This window comes from Pigmentibacter ruber, assembly GCF_009792895.1.
In the GTDB taxonomy this organism is placed as follows: domain Bacteria; phylum Bdellovibrionota_B; class Oligoflexia; order Silvanigrellales; family Silvanigrellaceae; genus Silvanigrella; species Silvanigrella rubra.
On record NZ_WSSC01000003.1, the window covers coordinates 289706 to 307872 of the forward strand.

The 18167-nt window shown below is 31.0% G+C and carries 15 protein-coding genes; 9 read left to right on the forward strand and 6 right to left on the reverse strand.

The annotated features are described in order from the left end of the window. Together GOY08_RS10325 and GOY08_RS10330 are read right to left on the reverse strand one after the other, a co-directional pair. Window positions 1-1932: an exonuclease domain-containing protein gene (locus GOY08_RS10325; protein WP_158998828.1), complete on the reverse strand. Its 1932-nt coding sequence runs from the start codon at window positions 1930-1932 to the stop codon at window positions 1-3. Window positions 1933-2016: 84 nt separating this feature from the next. Then, complete coding sequence (locus GOY08_RS10330) at window positions 2017-2958, reverse strand: MBL fold metallo-hydrolase (RefSeq protein ID WP_158998829.1); 942 nt, start codon at window positions 2956-2958, stop codon at window positions 2017-2019. Window positions 2959-3127: 169 nt separating this feature from the next. On the opposite strand from GOY08_RS10330, the gene GOY08_RS10335 reads away from it, so the two are divergent. The 8 genes from GOY08_RS10335 to GOY08_RS10370 all read left to right on the forward strand — a co-directional run bounded on the left by GOY08_RS10335 (window position 3128) and on the right by GOY08_RS10370 (window position 11328). After that, a complete protein-coding gene (locus GOY08_RS10335) occupies window positions 3128-4963 on the forward strand; it encodes a DUF6178 family protein (RefSeq protein ID WP_158998830.1) in 1836 nt (611 codons plus the stop codon). A 9-nt stretch (window positions 4964-4972) separates the two neighbouring features. After that, a complete protein-coding gene (locus tag GOY08_RS10340) occupies window positions 4973-5452 on the forward strand; it encodes a hypothetical protein (protein ID WP_158998831.1) in 480 nt (159 codons plus the stop codon). 1 nt (window position 5453) lies between these two features. Then, on the forward strand, window positions 5454-6548 hold the full coding sequence (mnmA, locus tag GOY08_RS10345; protein ID WP_158998832.1) for a tRNA 2-thiouridine(34) synthase MnmA: 1095 nt from the start codon (window positions 5454-5456) through the stop codon (window positions 6546-6548). Then, the gene (rnc, locus tag GOY08_RS10350) at window positions 6548-7375 is read left to right on the forward strand and encodes a ribonuclease III (RefSeq protein ID WP_158998833.1); all 828 of its coding nucleotides are present in this window, start codon (window positions 6548-6550) and stop codon (window positions 7373-7375) included. Before mnmA ends, rnc begins: the two co-directional genes overlap by 1 nt. Further along, window positions 7372-8334, forward strand: a complete 963-nt coding sequence (gene era, locus GOY08_RS10355) for a GTPase Era (protein ID WP_158998834.1) — start codon at window positions 7372-7374, stop codon at window positions 8332-8334. Before rnc ends, era begins: the two co-directional genes overlap by 4 nt. Window positions 8335-8548: 214 nt before the next feature. After that, window positions 8549-9526, forward strand: a complete 978-nt coding sequence (locus GOY08_RS10360) for a hypothetical protein (protein WP_158998835.1) — start codon at window positions 8549-8551, stop codon at window positions 9524-9526. A 6-nt stretch (window positions 9527-9532) separates the two neighbouring features. Continuing rightward, window positions 9533-10141 carry a dephospho-CoA kinase gene (coaE, locus tag GOY08_RS10365; RefSeq protein ID WP_158998836.1) on the forward strand — a complete coding sequence of 203 codons (609 nt, stop codon included), beginning with the start codon at window positions 9533-9535 and terminating at the stop codon, window positions 10139-10141. 92 nt (window positions 10142-10233) lie between these two features. Further along, window positions 10234-11328: a hypothetical protein gene (locus GOY08_RS10370; RefSeq protein WP_158998837.1), complete on the forward strand. Its 1095-nt coding sequence runs from the start codon at window positions 10234-10236 to the stop codon at window positions 11326-11328. Between the two features lie 8 nt (window positions 11329-11336). Here the strand turns inward: GOY08_RS10370 and GOY08_RS10375 are convergent, their stop codons facing one another. The 3 genes from GOY08_RS10375 to GOY08_RS10385 form a co-directional block, all read right to left on the reverse strand. Further along, entirely contained in the window at window positions 11337-11981 is a 645-nt protein-coding gene (locus GOY08_RS10375) for a hypothetical protein (protein WP_158998838.1), read from the reverse strand. Between the two features lie 158 nt (window positions 11982-12139). Continuing rightward, window positions 12140-14098, reverse strand: a complete 1959-nt coding sequence (locus tag GOY08_RS10380; protein ID WP_158999071.1) for an alkyl/aryl-sulfatase — start codon at window positions 14096-14098, stop codon at window positions 12140-12142. 201 nt (window positions 14099-14299) lie between these two features. Next, on the reverse strand, window positions 14300-14836 hold the full coding sequence (locus GOY08_RS10385) for a hypothetical protein (protein WP_158998839.1): 537 nt from the start codon (window positions 14834-14836) through the stop codon (window positions 14300-14302). Window positions 14837-15165: 329 nt separating this feature from the next. Between GOY08_RS10385 and eat the strand changes: the two genes are divergently transcribed. Then, a complete protein-coding gene (gene eat, locus GOY08_RS10390) occupies window positions 15166-16551 on the forward strand; it encodes an ethanolamine permease (RefSeq protein ID WP_158998840.1) in 1386 nt (461 codons plus the stop codon). Here eat and GOY08_RS10395 read toward each other — a convergent pair. Continuing rightward, window positions 16539-18122 carry an APC family permease gene (locus tag GOY08_RS10395; RefSeq protein ID WP_158998841.1) on the reverse strand — a complete coding sequence of 528 codons (1584 nt, stop codon included), beginning with the start codon at window positions 18120-18122 and terminating at the stop codon, window positions 16539-16541. The genes eat and GOY08_RS10395 overlap by 13 nt on opposite strands. Between the last annotated feature and the right edge of the window lie 45 nt (window positions 18123-18167).

Below are 18167 nucleotides of genomic sequence, written 5' to 3' on the forward strand. Positions count from 1 at the left end.
TTAAATTAAAGAAGTATTGTATAAGCTTTCAAGTTCATTAAAATCAATCCATTCTCCTTCACCTTTCCGATTATGCAACCAATACGAAAATAGTTCCATATCAGAACAAACGTCATCTGTGAAGACAATTGGTGATAAAGGTGAGTTTATTTCATTATAATAATTTTCAAAAAGTCTTGTGAAATATCTTGAACTTTTTAATCGTTCAGATTGCTCAAATGGGAGTCTTGTTTTCTTAGCAACTTTTCCATTTACTACAATAGCTATATCAAATTCTTTAAAATCATTATTTGATATTAAACACAAACCAGATTTAGGTTTTAACCCTACTATATTATGATTTATTTTTTCTTTAATATATTTAATTTGTCTTAGTAAATTTAAATTCCTCAACCATTTTGAGAAATTTTTTATAGCTTTTGTTTTCTTGCTAGCTTTTTCAATACGATATATTTCTTCGTCTATATTTCCATTTAATAATGAAATTATAACTCTTAAATGTGCAAATCTTTCGTGCATAGTATATGTGTTATATTCAAAAGGGAAAAAATTAATAAGTTCTTGTAATTCAGCAAGTGCCACTTTAGGCTGTGGAAAAGGACCAAAACAGTATCCAATTCCTTCTTTCAAATGTCCTATTCTTATATGTGATTCATTTTCGGTGTTGCGAAGTCTTGATAACTTAAATTTATCTGACTTATATATAGATGAAATTTTTCTTGTCCTTGTTATTGGAATTACACTTTCATCTTGCTCACCAAATGTAACATATAGATTGCTATTTGTTTTATTCTCTCGAATATATGTTTCGTTATCATCGAAATCTTGAATATGTAATTCACCCTGCTGCGGAATTAAAAAAGGTATTTTCTCAGGAAAAACTTTTGAATATTCAATCATATCATTAGGTATAAAGATTTGTAAAAAATTTTCGCTGCGGCTTTGACTTTTTCTAGGATCGATAGATAGAGAAATTCTTTTTAATTCTTTTTTTTCTTGAATCAAAGCTTCTAATAAACTGGCGCATCGTTCAAATTTAAAGCCAGAGGCATCAACTATAACTTTGTTCATTTCTTTATCTTGGCCAATTTCAGTCAATTGTTGTAATGATTTTTTTAAATTTTGACTAGCTGTTAAGTAAGATATTTCATGATGTGAATTTAGAACGAATAGAATACCTGGAGTCGTTGGTATATTTTCAACTATTGCTGGATTAATTCCTGGCCCTAATTTTCTTACGGTTTCAGCATCAGATTGTAACTTTAGAAGATCATCACAAGATTTGAAACCATTTTTCTCACATACTTCAATAATTTTCCAAAATATATTTGCAGTCATTTCTGCGTCTGCTAAAGCAGTATGTGCATCTAATACGGGAATATTAAAATATTCAGCAACACCTGATAGGGTTTTTGAAGGAATTTCATTTAAAATATTAGTGACTAATATATGTGTACAGAAGTAAAAATTTTTGAATTCTTCGTTTTTAAATTCTCGCATATGGTATGCTAAATAAGCAATATCTCCTTGGGCTCCATGTGCTACAATAATAGAATTTCCAACAAACTTAATGAAATCTTCGAAAACTTCTTTTATAGTAGGTGCTTTTGCTACCATTTCATTATTAATTTTTGTTATTTTTTGAACAATGCTTGGAATGTGTCTCTTAGGATTTATAAGTGTTTCAAAACGAGCAACTTCAACCCCTTGACTGTATTTAATAGCGCCAATTTCAATAATAGAACTGTTATATGGATTTCCACCAGTAGTTTCTAAATCAAAAAAAACAATGTCCATTTGTGCAGGTAAAAGGTTTAACCATTGAGGTCTATTTGGATTGCTTATGATTTCTGAAGGTAGACAGGACTGATCTCTTCTAGGTGGTTTATAATTGAATTTAAATGGACGGTTGTTCTTATTTTGAAATGTCATTTGATATCATTCCAGAGAATTTAATTATTATGTATATCGCTAAAAGCAAAATATAGCACTCAAACCCTATTATCTCCCATAATATCACTTGCCAGTCAATATCGATTGTAGTTGGTTTATGTTCAGGGTTTGGTACTCTGCAGACAGAAAACTGTTTTTGAAAATTGCTTGTGCTTCCGTTAGAATTTTGCTTTCAAGATATTCATCACTACTTGATGGATCGTGATGATAAATTGCATAATATTTTACATTAGAATTTTTAGCAATACTTGCCCCTGCTTTTGCTGTGGAATGCCCCCAGCCAACATAGTTTTTATAGTTACTATCAGAGTAAGTGGTGTCATAAATTAACAAATCTGCATTTTTTATAAATTTCTCTAACTCATAATCTTTTATGCTACCATGTTCATGATCGGAGGCATATACAACACAGTTTCTTTTATGAAAATCCCAAACTTTATAAGCCAATGCTTCTTGGGGATGGTTTAATGCCTGAATTTCAATGGAAATATTATCTACTTCTATAGACTTTAAGTTATTTAATTCATGGAAAAATATTTTATTAAGCGCTGGTAATTGATAGAATTCTACTGGAAAAAAAGGGGCGGAAAAAAATTTTTGGAATATTTCTTTTAAAGATAGACCAAATTTTGCTTGTCCGTAGATATTTATAACACAGTCATTTCTAAAAAAGGGTATGAATTTTGTGAGACCAATCATGTGATCATAGTGCATGTGACTTAGAAATAAATGAAATATTCGGTCTCCACGTAACAGAGCGTTTTCAGCACATTTTATCAGTCCAGTCCCTGCATCTATAATAATAGCCTTTGAATCCGTTTCTGTGATGGATAATACCTCAACGCAGGAGGTATTGCCTCCATATTTAAGCATTTTATCGTTTGGTATCGGAATAGTACCTCTTGTTCCCCAAAAAGTCACATATTGCTCATATGCAATAGGAGTTTCTTTTGTTGTATTTCTGTCTTTTATCTGATATTTGACCCTATTATGGACTTGGGCCACATTTTCTCCTTCCTAAATCAATTATTACATGCTACGGCACAGAATGTTTGAAGTTGATACCTAGGCTTTCTGTCCTGTTCTAATAAAGATGTGATATCCACTTTATATTTAAATACTCTAAATATTAGACTGCCTGTTTCTCGGTATTTAGGTCAAGGAGTTGGAAAAAATGTTCATGGTTTACACGCCAAAAATTTTGTCTGAAGAGATGGAGTCTTTAGAGCTCTTTCGCAATAAAAGCATTTTTCAGGATGTAACGCCTCAATCTGCTTGGAAATTATTAGAACCAGAAAATCCCTTAGCTCCAGCTGTATTAGATATAAACTGGCTTATAACTCAACCTTTATTACCGTTTCTAGTACAAGTTGCGCCTGCTCATCTTATTTACAGAAGTATAATAGCTCATGGTATAGAAGATTCTCTGGAAGTTATTGAATGGATCAGAGGTGAGCAGTTACAAAAGGTGCTAGATTTTGATCTTTGGCAAACCCCATTAGATCATAATTCTGGGGAAATTTCATTTGCTAAAGCCCTATCGTGGGTAAGAGTTTGGCTTGAAATAGGTTCAAATTTTGCTGCAAAGAGGTTCTTTGAATTAGATGAGGAAACTATTGTACTAGTTTTGTCAAAGTTTTTCCAAATAATCCCTGAAGGAGTTGGTATTATATCTGATGATATTCGTGAAAACTGGCTTAAAACTTTGGATAATAGATTTTATTTGCAGATAAATGATGAAGATCCTGAAGCGTTTGAAATATTAAAGCCTTTTATTGACGATTTATACTCTTATAACCCTAGAATAGCAGCCTCCACATTTGCACATGCTGCAATGCTTATTCGGCAAGAATCTTTGGCAGATGGATTAAAATGGAAGGAAGCTAGGCTCTCTGATCAAGGATTTGTATCAAAAGAAGAGGCACAAGAAATCTTAAAGCCAAAAGATTTTCAGGTATTAAAAAAATCTTTAGCTTTTGAAATTGAATTGGAAAAGAAAAAACAAGAAGTTTTAGGAAAATATCCAAAAAAGTTGTCAGATGCTGCAAATTTAAATTCTGATTTAGAAGTAACAGATCAAGTCATTCATTTTTTAGGTACTTTAGAGCCTGAAGAAGGTATTCGTTATATGCAATTAGCATTAGGAATGGATGAATTAAAAAAGATTTCAGGCTCAAGCAATATTGACCCCAGTTACTTTTATGAAGATGATGATTTTATCGCAGAAGCTGGGGAAAAAATTGTAGCGTTATGCAATAAAATTTTAACTAAAATTGAGTTTCATAAAGTAAATATAAACAATACTCGTGAAGTTTTATTTATAGAAGAAGTATTTTCTTATCTAGTAAAACAAAATATGCACGATGCAATGCAATTAAAGGAAAGAATAGCAAGAACTTCTAATGTAATTGTCTCAGCTTATATGCAAAATATAGACAACCAATCTATATCTTACGCTTTGCAAGTTGAAAGAGGTGCGTTAAATATTGGTTTGCAATACGTACTCCAAAACAAATCAGAATTTCCTATTTTGCTCGATAAAGTATTGCCAGATGTGGAGTTAGCTGCTTTCTTTTTAAGCACTGTTGGTCCTGAGTTTGTATTTCATATAGGCTGGAACTTGATTTATTCTATACCAAAAGAATTGAGTAAAGAAATTATCTTTCTTGATGCTGCTCATGAAAAATTGCGAAATAAGTTAAACACTATTCAAAAAATTAAATTGTTTGACGGGACTGAGTACACTATTGGTCTTGATAAATTGATAGAAAAGCATAGATTTGCTGATGCAAAGAAATGGTTATCTAGCGTAGAGGGGCTTTTACCTATTGAAATTTATTTAGTTCTGGAAAGTTTTTTTGATAGAGTTCCTATGCTCTGTGAGTTAAATACAACAAAAGCTAAATTTTCCAATAAATTATTGCCAGCAACAAAACCGTTTGAAACTTTACAAGAGATAAATTTGGCAAAAGAATTTATTCAAAATATTGGTTATAATTTTGGGGTATAAAAATAATATATGCAAAAATTATCTTATCTAGAAGCATCAAAAACTAAACCAATTTGGGATTTAGAAGAGAAATTTAAAATTGAAACGCTCTTAAATAAAAAACATTCTTTGTATCTTGAGAATGAAATATTTACTTTAGAAGCGGAAAAATCAAAGGAACAAATTCAAATTAAAATTTCTTTAAATAAAAAAGATAATTCTTTTCATTATCCCATAGAATGCGTTTATATAAAAGAATCTATTAATGAAAATGAACAAGAAATTGCATTAAATATAATAGATTATTTAGATATCTATTGGGCAAATTACTTTAATGAAGAAAGAAATGTTTTTATTCCTATTGATTGGAGTAAGCATGAATTTGAAGGAAAGTTTTTTTATTTAAGGGGATTTGTAAGGAATTTATCATTAGAAAATGAAGCTGATGCTTTTTTGAAAAAGCACGGCCATGGTGAGTACGATATACATTCAATAACTTCTGAGACGTAACATGAAAAAAAGAGTTCTTGTCGCAATGTCTGGTGGCGTTGATAGCTCAGTAGCAGCTGCTTTATTGGTTGAAAAAGGGTATGATGTTATTGGGGTAACAATGCAGCTTTGGGATTACTCCCAAAATGAAACCAGTTGTGACCCAAATAGTAAATTTGATACTTGCTGCAGTTTAGATGATGTCGCTGATGCAAGAATGGTAGCACATAAATTGGGAATTCCTTTTTACGTTTTTGATTATCAAGATGATTTTAAAGAAAATGTAGTTGATTATTTTACTGACGAATATCTTAAAGGAAGAACACCTAATCCTTGTGTTGCATGTAATACTTTTCTTAAATTTGATCATTTATTAGATAGAGCTCAACGTCTAGGATGTGACTATGTTGCAACTGGGCATTACGCCAAAATTGTTTATGATGAATCATATGGGCAATATAAATTATTAAAAGGTCTTGATTCTCATAAGGATCAAAGTTACTTTTTATATTCCATGACTCAAGAGAGGCTTGCGAAAGTTTTATTTCCATTAGGTGAACTAACAAAGCCTGAAGTAAGAGTTATTGCTGAAAAATACGGTTTAATAAATGCTTCTAAAAAAGAGAGCATGGAAATTTGTTTTATTCCAAATAATGATTATGCAAAGTTTATTGCAAATAGAGTCCAAGAATCAGACTTGATTAAAGGCTCTATTAAACATGAGGATGGCCAAATACTTAGCGAACATGATGGAATACATCAATTTACAGTAGGACAAAGAAAAGGTTTAAAAATTTCTTATCCAAATCCTCTCTATGTAACAAGAATAGATTCTGAAACAGGAACTGTTTTTGTTGGTGAAGAAAAGTATCTTTATCGTTCGGGTTTTTCGTTTAAAAAATTTCATTCTATACGAAATATTCGAAATGAATCTCAGTTTGAAGTGAAAATACGTTATCGTTCTTCACCTTGTTCTGCTATTATTGATATGAGTTCTGATAAAGTTACTTTGAAATTTCTTTCTCCTCAAAAATCTGTAACACCAGGTCAAATTGCTGTTTTATACAAGGATAATGAAGTTCTTGGAGGCGGATTTATTGATAAGGTTTTTGAGTAATGTTAGAGAAGCGTCTCTCCTTATTAAAAATTCATTTACGTGAATTTAATTTTAATAAGTTAAGTAAAGTATTTCCGCAAATCGAAGCAAATATTGATAAATTAGGTGAAATTCAAGGTCATCGTTATAATGATAAGAAATTAGCCGCTATTTCTTTAGTCCATCGCTCTTCATTAGTTTACTGGCCTAATGATAAATCAGGTATTTTTTCTAATGAAAGGCTTGAATTTTTAGGAGATGCTTTTTTAAGTTTTTTTATTGCCTCAGAAGCTATGATTCAACACAAATCACTCCAAGAAGGTGATTTATCAAGATTAAGAGCAGCTATAGTTGGGACTGAAAATTTAGCTTCAAAAAGTCGTGATCTTGGTGTAGGAGATTGTCTCCTCGTAGGAAAAGCTGAAATGAATTCTAATCCCCAGCGAAGAGATAATGTTTTAGCTGACGCGTTTGAATCTATTACGGCAGCACTTTTGCTCGATGCTGGTGAAGAAAAGGTTCATTCTTGGTTGCTAAAGGTTTTTGCTGAAGATATTCAAGAAGGTCCGAATATTTTGCTTAAATTTGATGCAAAAAGTAAATTGCAGCAGTGGACTCAAGGAATTATTGGAGTGCCTCCTGTGTACAAAACGATTGGCACTGAAGGAACACCACAAGAAACCTTCTTTATTGTTGCTGCCTTTATTGGAAATACAGAAATTGGACGAGCAGTAGCAGCGAGTAAAAGGGAAGCTAGCAAAAAAGTAGCAGAAAATATTGTAGATAAAATTGAAACAGGAAAATTAACAAAAGAAATGATTATAAGTTTTTTTGGTAGGGAAAAATGACAAAAAATTGTGGATATGTAGCATTATTAGGGCGTCCTAACGCAGGTAAAAGTACTCTTTTAAATGCTTTATTGGGAACAAAGTTAGCTGTTGTAAGTAATAAACCTCAAACAACAAGAAATAAAATATTGGGAGTTTGTTCTGAAGGAAATAGCCAAGCCCTACTTTTAGATACCCCTGGAATTCACAAATCTGATAATCTTCCAAAAATGAATCAAGTAATGAATAAGGTAGCATGGAGTGTTTTAAAAGATGCGGACTTGGTTTGCTACTTGATTGACGTAACTAATGGTTGGCATGAAGAAGATACCCTTTGGTTAGATGGAATTTTAAAAAAGTTTGAGAAAAAGCTTCTAGTCCTTGCAACTAAAACAGATAAGGTTAAGATAGAGGAAGTAGAGCACGGAAGGCAAAATATTGTAAATCGATTTCATGACCTGATTGAAGGTGTCAAATCAGTATCTGAATTAAAATGCCAATTAATTGGGGATTTCCCATTGATGGTCTCATCTAAGCGACCTACAGAAGTTGCGTCTCTTAGAAATTATATTTTATCTCAGATGCCTGAAGGTGAATGGCTTTTTGGTGAAGATGATCTCACTGATAGGCCACAAAGATTTGTCTGCGCTGAAATTATTCGTGAACAAATTTTTCGCCAATTAGGTCAAGAGCTTCCTTATAAAATTGCAGTCGTAATCGATATATTTGAAAACAAAAATAATGTTACAAATATTTCTGCTACTATTGTGGTTGAACGTGATTCTCATAAGGGAATCGTGATAGGTAAAAAAGGTTCTAGACTAAAAAGTATTGGAACTGATGCAAGAATTTCTTTGGAAAGACATCTTGATAGAAAGGTGTTTTTAGAACTTTTTGTTAAAGTTAAATCTGGTTGGACCGAGAACTTAAATATGCTTTCAGAATATGCTGATTTGCAAGATCCTAATGATGTAAATTAATTAAAAGCTTACCATCTAGGAACAATTTTCCTTTTCAGTTGCTTTTAAGAACTTGTTTTAAGAGTTCAATTATGGGATTGTATATGAAGTGAGAAAATCTCTCCTTCTATATGTTCAAGTTTTTTAATTGCATAGGAATTTTTTTATTGAGATTCTGCCTGAATTTTTAAATTATTAAATAACTTTTTTGTTTCTTTATATTTGGAGTATCGTCGTGATTAATTTTCACTCTCGTAGGTATGTTTCTTTGTCCCTTTTTGAAGAAAGTTCAAAAGATACTATGTTAGAATCCGCACCTGTTAAACGTGGTAGAGGTCGTCCTCCCAAGTTAAAAGCTATAGCAAATGAAATTTCTGATAAAAATGAAAATACCAATGAAAGTTTTATGCCTTCAACTTTTCCGAGTGAAACTGAATTAAATCCTTTAAAAGAAATGGAGAATATTGTGGCACTAAGTCCCGCGGAAGATAGTTTGGAAGAAGTTGCTTCTACTGAGGAAGTAAATTCAGAAAATGGTTGGGAAACAGAGCAAAATAATTCTTTTGATTTAGAAGATGATTCTCAGATTTTCGAGGAAAACTATGATGAATCTTTTGGCGATGAAGAAGCACCAGAGGTAAGAGATTTTTCTCAAAATTCTGTAAATGTCTCTTTTTCATGGTCACTCATGAATCAATTAAGACAAATGTCTAAAATGGAAGGCATTTCAGTTGAAGATTTGTTGGTTGAATTGGTTGCAGAAGGTGTTACAAAAAGAGTTTTTGAAGATCAATCTAGACCTACTCCAAGTCATTTAATGACAAGAACTGGCTATGTTCACTCAGATGGTACTCAAACTAGCCCTCAACCGCATTTGAGCCATCACATGATGAATAATTCTCGCCAACAACAAAATAATGTACAAAATAGAAATAGATTTGGTTTTCAACAAAGAAATCAGCAGCACACTTCGCAAAATATGAACAATAGAAATAATGTAAATAGAAATTATCAACAAAATAATTCTAGACAACAAAATTTAGGACAAAATGGATTTAGAAACCAATATCAAAATAATAATTCTCAACAACAACGATTTAATAATACAAGATCTAATAATTACCAAAATACCCAACGTTTTTATGATGAACAATCTACAAACACAAATAATAATCAATACAATAGACAACAACGTGATAACAATAAACGCTAAATAATTATGGCAAAAAAAATAGTAATAACTGGTGGAATTGGATCAGGAAAGTCATTGCTATCAAAAATGCTTGCAAAACGCGGATATTGTGTTTGGGATGCAGACATTATTTCGCGCGAGGTTTTGTTTTATCCAGCAGTTCAAGCTAGAATAAAATCTATTTTTGGTGAAGAAGTTTTTGTAAGCAATGGAATTTTGAATAGAGAATTTGTTAGAAACCTTATATTTTCTGATCCTAAACTAAAAAAATTATTTGAAAAAATTATGCATCCGGCTATGAATGAGCACTTTAATTTAAAATTTCAATCAATAAATAAGTTGGCTCCTACAGCATGGGTTTTTTATGAAGCTTCTTTAATTTTAGAACTTAATAGGAAAGCGGATTTTGATTTTTGTATTGTAGTCACTGCGCAAGAAGATATAAAATTAAGTAGATTAAAAGAAAATAGAAATTTAGATGAAGTTGCTGCAAAAAAAATTATGGCATCACAAATGCCTGATAATGAAAAAATTTCCTATGCAGATTATGTTATTGACAACTCTTCATCTATTGAAAATCTCGAAAAAAATGTAGAAAAACTAATTCATTTATTAACTTTAAAATTATGTGTTTAAATAATTGACATATTGATTATTATCTATTCTTTAATAATTCTTTTTTATCTTGTATTCTAAAATTAATTTAATGAAAATGAGGTTTTCCTTAAATGTTTGAAGTTTCTTGCGCCTCTTGTCAAGCTTCTTTTGATTATAGTCCAGATGATTACATTCATCTCTGTCCATTTTGTTCGGCAGGATTTATTATTGATCCTGATGAAGGTGCAAAAGACTTAATAGGTGATCATTATATCATACCATCTACAATTCAAAAAGAAAATTTAGAAAGTATTTTTAATGAATGGATAACAAAAAGGTATCATAATCCTGGGAAAATAAAGAGTGAATTTAGTATTCTCGGGTCATATGGAATCATTTTGCCTTACTGGGTAATCTCTGCAGAAGCGCATACTTTTTGGAGTGGGCATAGTGCCAAAAAGAATTTATATCCTGGTAGAGTTCGTGATTTGGCTTCAGGATTTATAAAAGAAGAAGGCCGTTTTAGTCGGCGTTATAGATGGGCAATTCTAGCTAGAAAATCTCCTAAAGAACATTGGGGTTTGGAGCGTCTACATCATCCTAGAGAAAGTGTGAATGTTGATTGGGAAGGCTTTCCTTTAGATGAAACAATGGGTGTTCAAGACGAGGGTTTAAAACCAATTTATGAAGCAAAAGTACCTTTTAAATATGAACAAACAAATGAAATAGCTGTAGCTAGCATTCAAACCAGAGAAACTTCCGCTGTAGCTAGAGCAAAAGATCAAATTAATGAGTATCATAGAAGAATGGTAAAAACCAAAGTTGGTACTTTATATGAACATAGAACAGAAATAGAAGTTGTTGGATTACATATTGTTCATATTCCCTTTTGGTATATTCGCTATTCTTTCTCACCTAAAAGTTTATTTAAATTTTTCACTACAGTCAGAGAAAGAAGAATTCTCATTCAAGGATATACAAAAGCAGTTCTTGATGCTGAATTGCCTCTTAATAATTCAGATAAAGTTATGACAAATATTGTTGTTTGTGGAATTTTAGGATTTGTTTCGCTTACATTATCAGTTTTTATTCATCCTCTTTTTTATCTTTTGTTTGTTTTGTTTTTAATAATTATTGGTTTATCAACTTGGAAAATTATAAATAGGGAAAAAGTAGATCCAGAAACCATAAAAGGTTATGAAAATAGTGAACCTGCTGGTAGTTAATATATTATTTAGGAATAATTTTTAAGTAATTTTAATAACCTTACCGCATTTTTTTCTGAATTATTGTAAAGATTTTTACTGAATTCAACATTTCCACAACGAAAGAAAAATGCTTTTTTCAAGTCTTCATGAAGAAAATGACACAACCATCCAATTTGTCCATACTCAGCATGAGTTTCAATACCTGTTAAATAAAAATCTTTTTTGATTTTTGTTCTATATATATTTATATTTGATAGTACAAAACAACTTATAATTTGTAAGAAACCCCTTTCGCTACAATATTGAATTACTTTATCTAGGTAATCATTATAAATACCATAAGTTCTATATTCTCTTTTTACAATAGCATGGCGCATATAATAGATATCTACAGATTTTTGTTCTCCGCGAAATAATGCTATTGTTAAGTTACCATCCATTACTTTGATATAATTCTCAATTTTGTTGAATTGGTAACGTTCTTCTAGCAATTGTCTTTTTATTCTTTGTTCTTCGGACAATAATGCTTCGCGAATAAAAGTCATCTTATTCAGTTCTTCATTGGGAAACTCATCATAAAAAATTTCCCAATACTCTTTAGGAGAAATTCTTTCTACTTTATATTTGTTTAAAATTCCATTTTTGAAAATATTGTCAAAAACCAAATCCATTTGGTCTCCTTCCAGGTTATAAATTCAATTTAATATATATAGAAATAGTATTGGAATAAATGCTTGAGATGAGTTTTTTGTATTATTTTGTAAGATATAGAAATTTATGTATTTTGTTTTTTAGAATTATTCTAAATATTTTTTAAAGAAAGGATCATTTAACTTCTTGTGTTGGATATATTTGCTGTACCAGGAAGAATTTCAAAATTTGGTTCAAATTTATCCAGCATTGAATTTATCTGAGCTAAAATTTCTTTATCCCCTGTAACGATTAATTTTCCTTCTTTAATTTTAGTTGCAAAAGTACTTTTACCGGTAATAATTTCTTCTAAATCAGCCCTATTAATTGTCATTGAAAGGTGGGGGTTATCAGCTAAAAAACCCTTAATATTTGTTAGAGAAGAATTGCTTAATTCTATAACAAATTTTTCATTGTTATCAGGTGTAGTTAAGTTAATTATATAGTTTTTTCCTTCTGCTTTTGCACTATTTAAACGAATTGCCATATAGTCGAACCAAAGCTCAGTTGGCATAGCTGCTATCATATCTGTACTTGTAGATTTTCCTTTTCCACCTGAAGGAATTCCAGTTCTGAGTTCTAGAGAAGCTGCTAAAAAACTATTTCTTAGGCTTGTGCTTTCTTGTTGATAGCCAATTTGTTCAAATACATCAGCTAATAAAAATTTTGCTTCTGTATTTTGTGGTTGAGCATAAATTAACTTATTTAAAATTTCTGCTGCAAAAAAGTATTTTCCTTCATTAGATAACTGGTTTGCTTTTAGCATTATTTTTTCAGCTCCACCCATCATTTCAACATAAAGAGGGGCAGAATCTTTTGGAGACAAAGGTAACAATGTGGCGGGATTAGCATCCCAGTATCCAAGATAACGATTGATTACAGCGCGACTATTATGCGCTACAGAACCATGGTAACTTCTAGCAGCCCATTGATTTTGCAGACTTTTAGGTGGCTTATATTCGTTATGAATTTGATTAATTGTTACACCTTTATTTGCTAAATTTAAAACACCATTATTTAAATTAGCGTAAACGTCTCGTTGTGTCCGCATATATTCTTGAATACGTGCGTTACCCCATTTGGGCCAATTGTGTGAAGCAAACATCACTTCAGCTTGTTTTCCATATCTGTACAAAGATTCATTAATATGTTTTGACCAACTTAATGCATCTCTTACTAATGCTCCTCTTAAAGTATAAATATTATGAACAGTACTTGTAATATTTTCAGCTGCCCAAAATGCTTTTAATTCAGGGAAATAAATATTCATTTCAGCAGGGGCTTCGGTTCCTGGTGTGTTTTGAAATTCTAGTTTAACCCCATCAATTATCATAGTTTCAAAATTATTTGTTACTATGTAATTTGGAGCAATTAAACCAACTGTACCTGCTGAAGTCATTTTTCCAATGGCCTGGTCTACATGTCCTTGCTCATTTCTTGGGAGATAAAGACCATATTGATAAAACAGTCTCCTGTTCATTGCATTTCCTGCATAAACATTTTCGGAAACTGCTGCCTCCATAAATCCTTTGGGAGCTATGACCTTAATACTTCCATTTCGAGCGTCATTTTCATTAATTACACCGTGCACTCCTCCAAAATGATCGCTATGTGAGTGAGAGTATATAACTGCTTTTATGGGAAGAGTTCCAAAGTAATTATTTAATAAATTTAATGCCGCTTGAGCGGTTTCCTTGGATGTTAACACATCTATCAATATCCAACCATTTTGTGTTCTAATAGCAGTTAAATTTGCTAAATCATATCCTCTTATTTGATAAATTTTGTTTGGAATAACTTCAAATAATCCATATTCCATATTTAGTACAGCCTGTCTGTATAAAGAAGGATGAATGCTACTTGTATTAGTTAATGTCTTTAAAAAATCATAAAAATGAAAATCCCAAATAATATTCCCATTACTCCCTTTTATAAACCTATCGTTCGGCTTTGCTAATAGCCCTTTAATAGATTCCTCATAGTCTCTACGATCACTAAAAGGTAAAGTTGATTTTTGTTGTTCTTGATAATTTATTGTGAAGTTTGAGGGGGGTTTAGATTGATTGTTATACTTTGGAGGTTGCAAAGGTTTTTTCATTGTGAACTTATTTCTTTTAGAATTCATGTTTTCTGGAAAAGCAGATATAGGTATTAGTAAGAAAGAATTTATAATTAATGGGGCTAATATAAATGGACAAAACTTTTTTAGCATAATTTCATTCCTTTAAATATTAAGCAAATAGGAAACAGAATTTATTACATAATCCAAAAAGGATAAAAACTCAATAAAATTAAAATATTATGTTAATTTTTGGAGTAAATTTTTGAGTTCTTCTTTGCTATCAAAAAAAACTCTTAGTTCCCCTTGACCCTGTCTGTTAAAAGAAACTCGGCAATGTAAATTTATTTTATTTTTTATTAAATTTTCTAATTTAATTGCTTCTTGTAATTGCAAATTAGGGTTAGTCTTTATTAATTTAAATTTTTTTAAAATATTATTTTTTTTCTTGGTAGTTAAATTTGGTTTTGTTCCTTTACCTAATTCAATCATTCTTTTAACTTCAGTTCTTAGTTTTTTGAAATTATCTTTTTCACATTGGTTTCTTTTTGCAGCAAAGGTATCGATTAAAATTTTCCTTGAAAATAATTCAGGGTACATTTGAATTTCTTGTTTTAATGACTCTGGGATTCTTGCTAGCCAGATTGCTCTGCTGATGGTTTGGGGGTTTTGTTTTTCTTCATGAGCTATCTCACAAATTGATTTGCCACTAATAAAAGCATTCCTCCAGGATTCACCCAAGGAAAAAAATCTAACTCCAGAAAGTCTTGTAGACATCTTAATCCCCCATTCCTTAAAAAGTCATCTTTTTCTAATCTTAATATTAAATTAAATTAGAATATATAAGCTTAAATTAAAAAATGTAAACATAAAAATAAAAATTTAAGGATTTTTTTAGATAAAATAGAATAATTCTAATTTTAAAACTATATTAAGTTACTTTAATTATTATTTTGTCTTTTTTAATTTTCTACAATTAAATACAATTATATAAATACTTATTTATGATAGATATCCAAAATAAAAAACAATAAAAAAATTAGAAATTTTATAATTCTATGTTAAATTTATTTTTATAAATTTTAATTTTTTTTGTGAAGGATAATATGGAAATAAAAGAGGATAAATTAAAACCTGTTTTGGGAACATTTCAACTTTGGGGTATTGCTGTAGGACTTGTTATTTCTGGAGAGTATTTTGGTTGGAGTTATGGTTGGGGTAGCGCAGGAACTTTAGGATTCTTAATTACTTTTTTTCTAATATCATCTTTGTACTTTACTTTCATATTTAGTTTTACAGAATTATCAACAGCAATTCCTCATGCAGGAGGGCCATTTGCCTATGCTAAAAGAGCATTTGGGCCAATAGGAGGTTACATTGCAGGATTTGCTACTTTAGTAGAATTTTTATTTGCACCTCCAGCAATTGCATTGGCAATTGGGGCATATTTAAATGTCCAATTTCCATCTTTGGATCCTAAATGGATAGCATGTTTTTGTTACTTTATTTTTACAATACTAAATATTATAGGTGTGAGTATTGCTGCAAGTTTTGAATTAATTGTTACAATTTTTGCTATTATAGAATTATTAATTTTTATGGGAGTTGTTTTTCCAGGATTTAAATTAGAAAACTTTATTAGTAATGGTTGGGCAGGAAGTGATCATTTTTCAATTGCAAGTGTTTCTGGTATTTTAGCTGCTATTCCATTTGCTATCTGGTTCTTTTTAGCTATTGAAGGTGCTGCAATGGCAGCTGAAGAAGTTAAAAATCCAAGAAAAACTATTCCCAGAGCATTTATTTCTGGAATTATGACTTTAATAGTTCTAGCTCTTGGTGTCATGATTTTTGCTGGAGGTGTAGGTGATTGGCGGAAATTTGCAAATATTAATGATCCGCTACCCGAAGCTATGAAAGTTATAGTGGGAAACTCAAGCGGTTGGTTGCACATGCTTGTTTGGTTAGGGTTATTTGGATTAATTGCTTCTTTTCATGGAATTATAATGGGATACTCTCGACAAATATTTGCACTTTCACGAGAAGGATATTTACCTAGTTTTTTGGCAAAAATACATCCTACTTTTAAAACTCCTTATGTTGCTATATTTGCTGGAAGTATTTTTGGAGTATTAGTTATTTTTAGTGATAATATTATTAAAATTCAAGGCCAGACTCTCAGTGCTAGTATTGTTATTATGTCAGTATTTGGTGCTATAATTATGTATATAATATCTATGTTTTCATTAATAAAATTAAGAAAGAAAGAACCTGAACTTGAACGTCCTTTTCGAGCTCCATTTTATCCTTATTTTCCAATAATAGCTTTAATATTGTCTTTTATAAGTTTAGTTTCAATGCTCTATTTTAATTTTGTTCTAGCAATTATATTTTTTGTTTTATGTATTTTATGCGGATTTTATTCAGTATTCTTTTATAATAAAAGAAGAAAAAATAAAAATAATAATGAAATTCCTGCAAATCAGCTTGAATGATTATTAAGAATTTTTTGATATATATCATTTGTTTCTTTTTCGCTGATTGCAGTTTTTTGTGCATAGATGAATACTACTAAACTTGTAAATGCTATAACAACAAAGTCTAACTGCATAGAAATAACCCCTAACCCACCTTTATAAGTACCGAGATAAGAAACAATTCCTGATAGCAATAAATAAAGTAATAACCAACTAAACGATTTCAAGGATAGTGTTTCTTTGCGTGCTGATTTGCTTAAATTATGCGATAAAACAAATACAAAAACTCCAAGTCCAACTGCAACAAAAAGTTTCCAAACTGTTTCCCAACCTGTCCACTGCAACATGAGATTACAAACATAGAATGATAAGAACGAAAGAAATTTAGGATAAGGTAGTTTAAATGGCCTAGATAAGTGTGGAAGATTTTTTCTAAAAATTGGTAAACAAATTGGCCCACAAGCAAGAGAGAGAACAATTGCAGCGGATAAAAATGCAATCATGGATTGCCATCCGGAAAAAGGTAGAAAAAATAACATTCCAATTAAAAAGTTAACTAATATTGCCGTCCAAGGAATTGAAAAGCGATTTACTTTAGAAAATGCTTTTGGCGCATCTCCTTGAATACTCATTGAATATAAAATTCTAGAAGAAGATGCTACAAAGCCGACTGCAGTTCCAAAGGGAGAAATAATTGCGTCAAAGTAAAGAATTTTTACCATAAAAGCAAATCCTAAGGCTATAAATATACCCGCAAATGGGCCAGCATCGCCTGTAAAACTAATTTTATCCCAGCCATTTGTAATAGCAGTAGGCTCAACTGATAGGATAAATCCAATTTGTAAAATAACATATAAAGCCATACTTGCTAAAATTGAACCAAATAAAGCAAATGGAATTGATTTTTGTGGGTTTTTTGCTTCTCCTGCAAGAAAAATGGCAGTCTGAAAACCAAAAAATGAGAAGCTAACCCCACCAATAGAGATGGAAGAAAGTAATCCGTTAAATCCAAATGGAAAAAATTCATGGGAAGTTAAATTTTCTGGATGGATATTAGTTGATAAGAGTAATATCGCAACTCCTACTGGAATGATTAATTTCCAGATGACAACAAATTTATTTGTTTCGGCCATAAATTTAACGCCAACGATATTAATAAATGATAAGATTGCCATTAATAAAGTTGCGAATAATAGCCCCTTACCAGTCAGCGTATCAACTCCATTTATTTTTTCCATAAGATTAGGAATGTAGTTAGATGCATACTGCAAGACTGCTTGTACTTCAATTGGCGCTACGACCATTGTCCATAGCCAAGTGATCCATGCAAAAATAGCACCGGTCATTTTGCCATGACTGAGTAATGAATAAGCAGTAGATCCTCCACTTAGAGGAAGCATTGTAGATAATTCAGCAAAAGTTAAAGCAATAATACCAACGCAAAATCCACCTAAAATCCAAGCAAGTATTGCGGCAGGACCTGCTGATTGGGCAGTGTAGAAGGAACCAAAAAGCCAACCTGAACCAACCATAGAGCCAATAGATAAAAACAAAAGACTTGTTTTGGAAATATTTCGTTTAAGTTGCATATTTTTACTTTACCTTTTGAAAAGTTTGTAGAGTCTTTGGTCTAC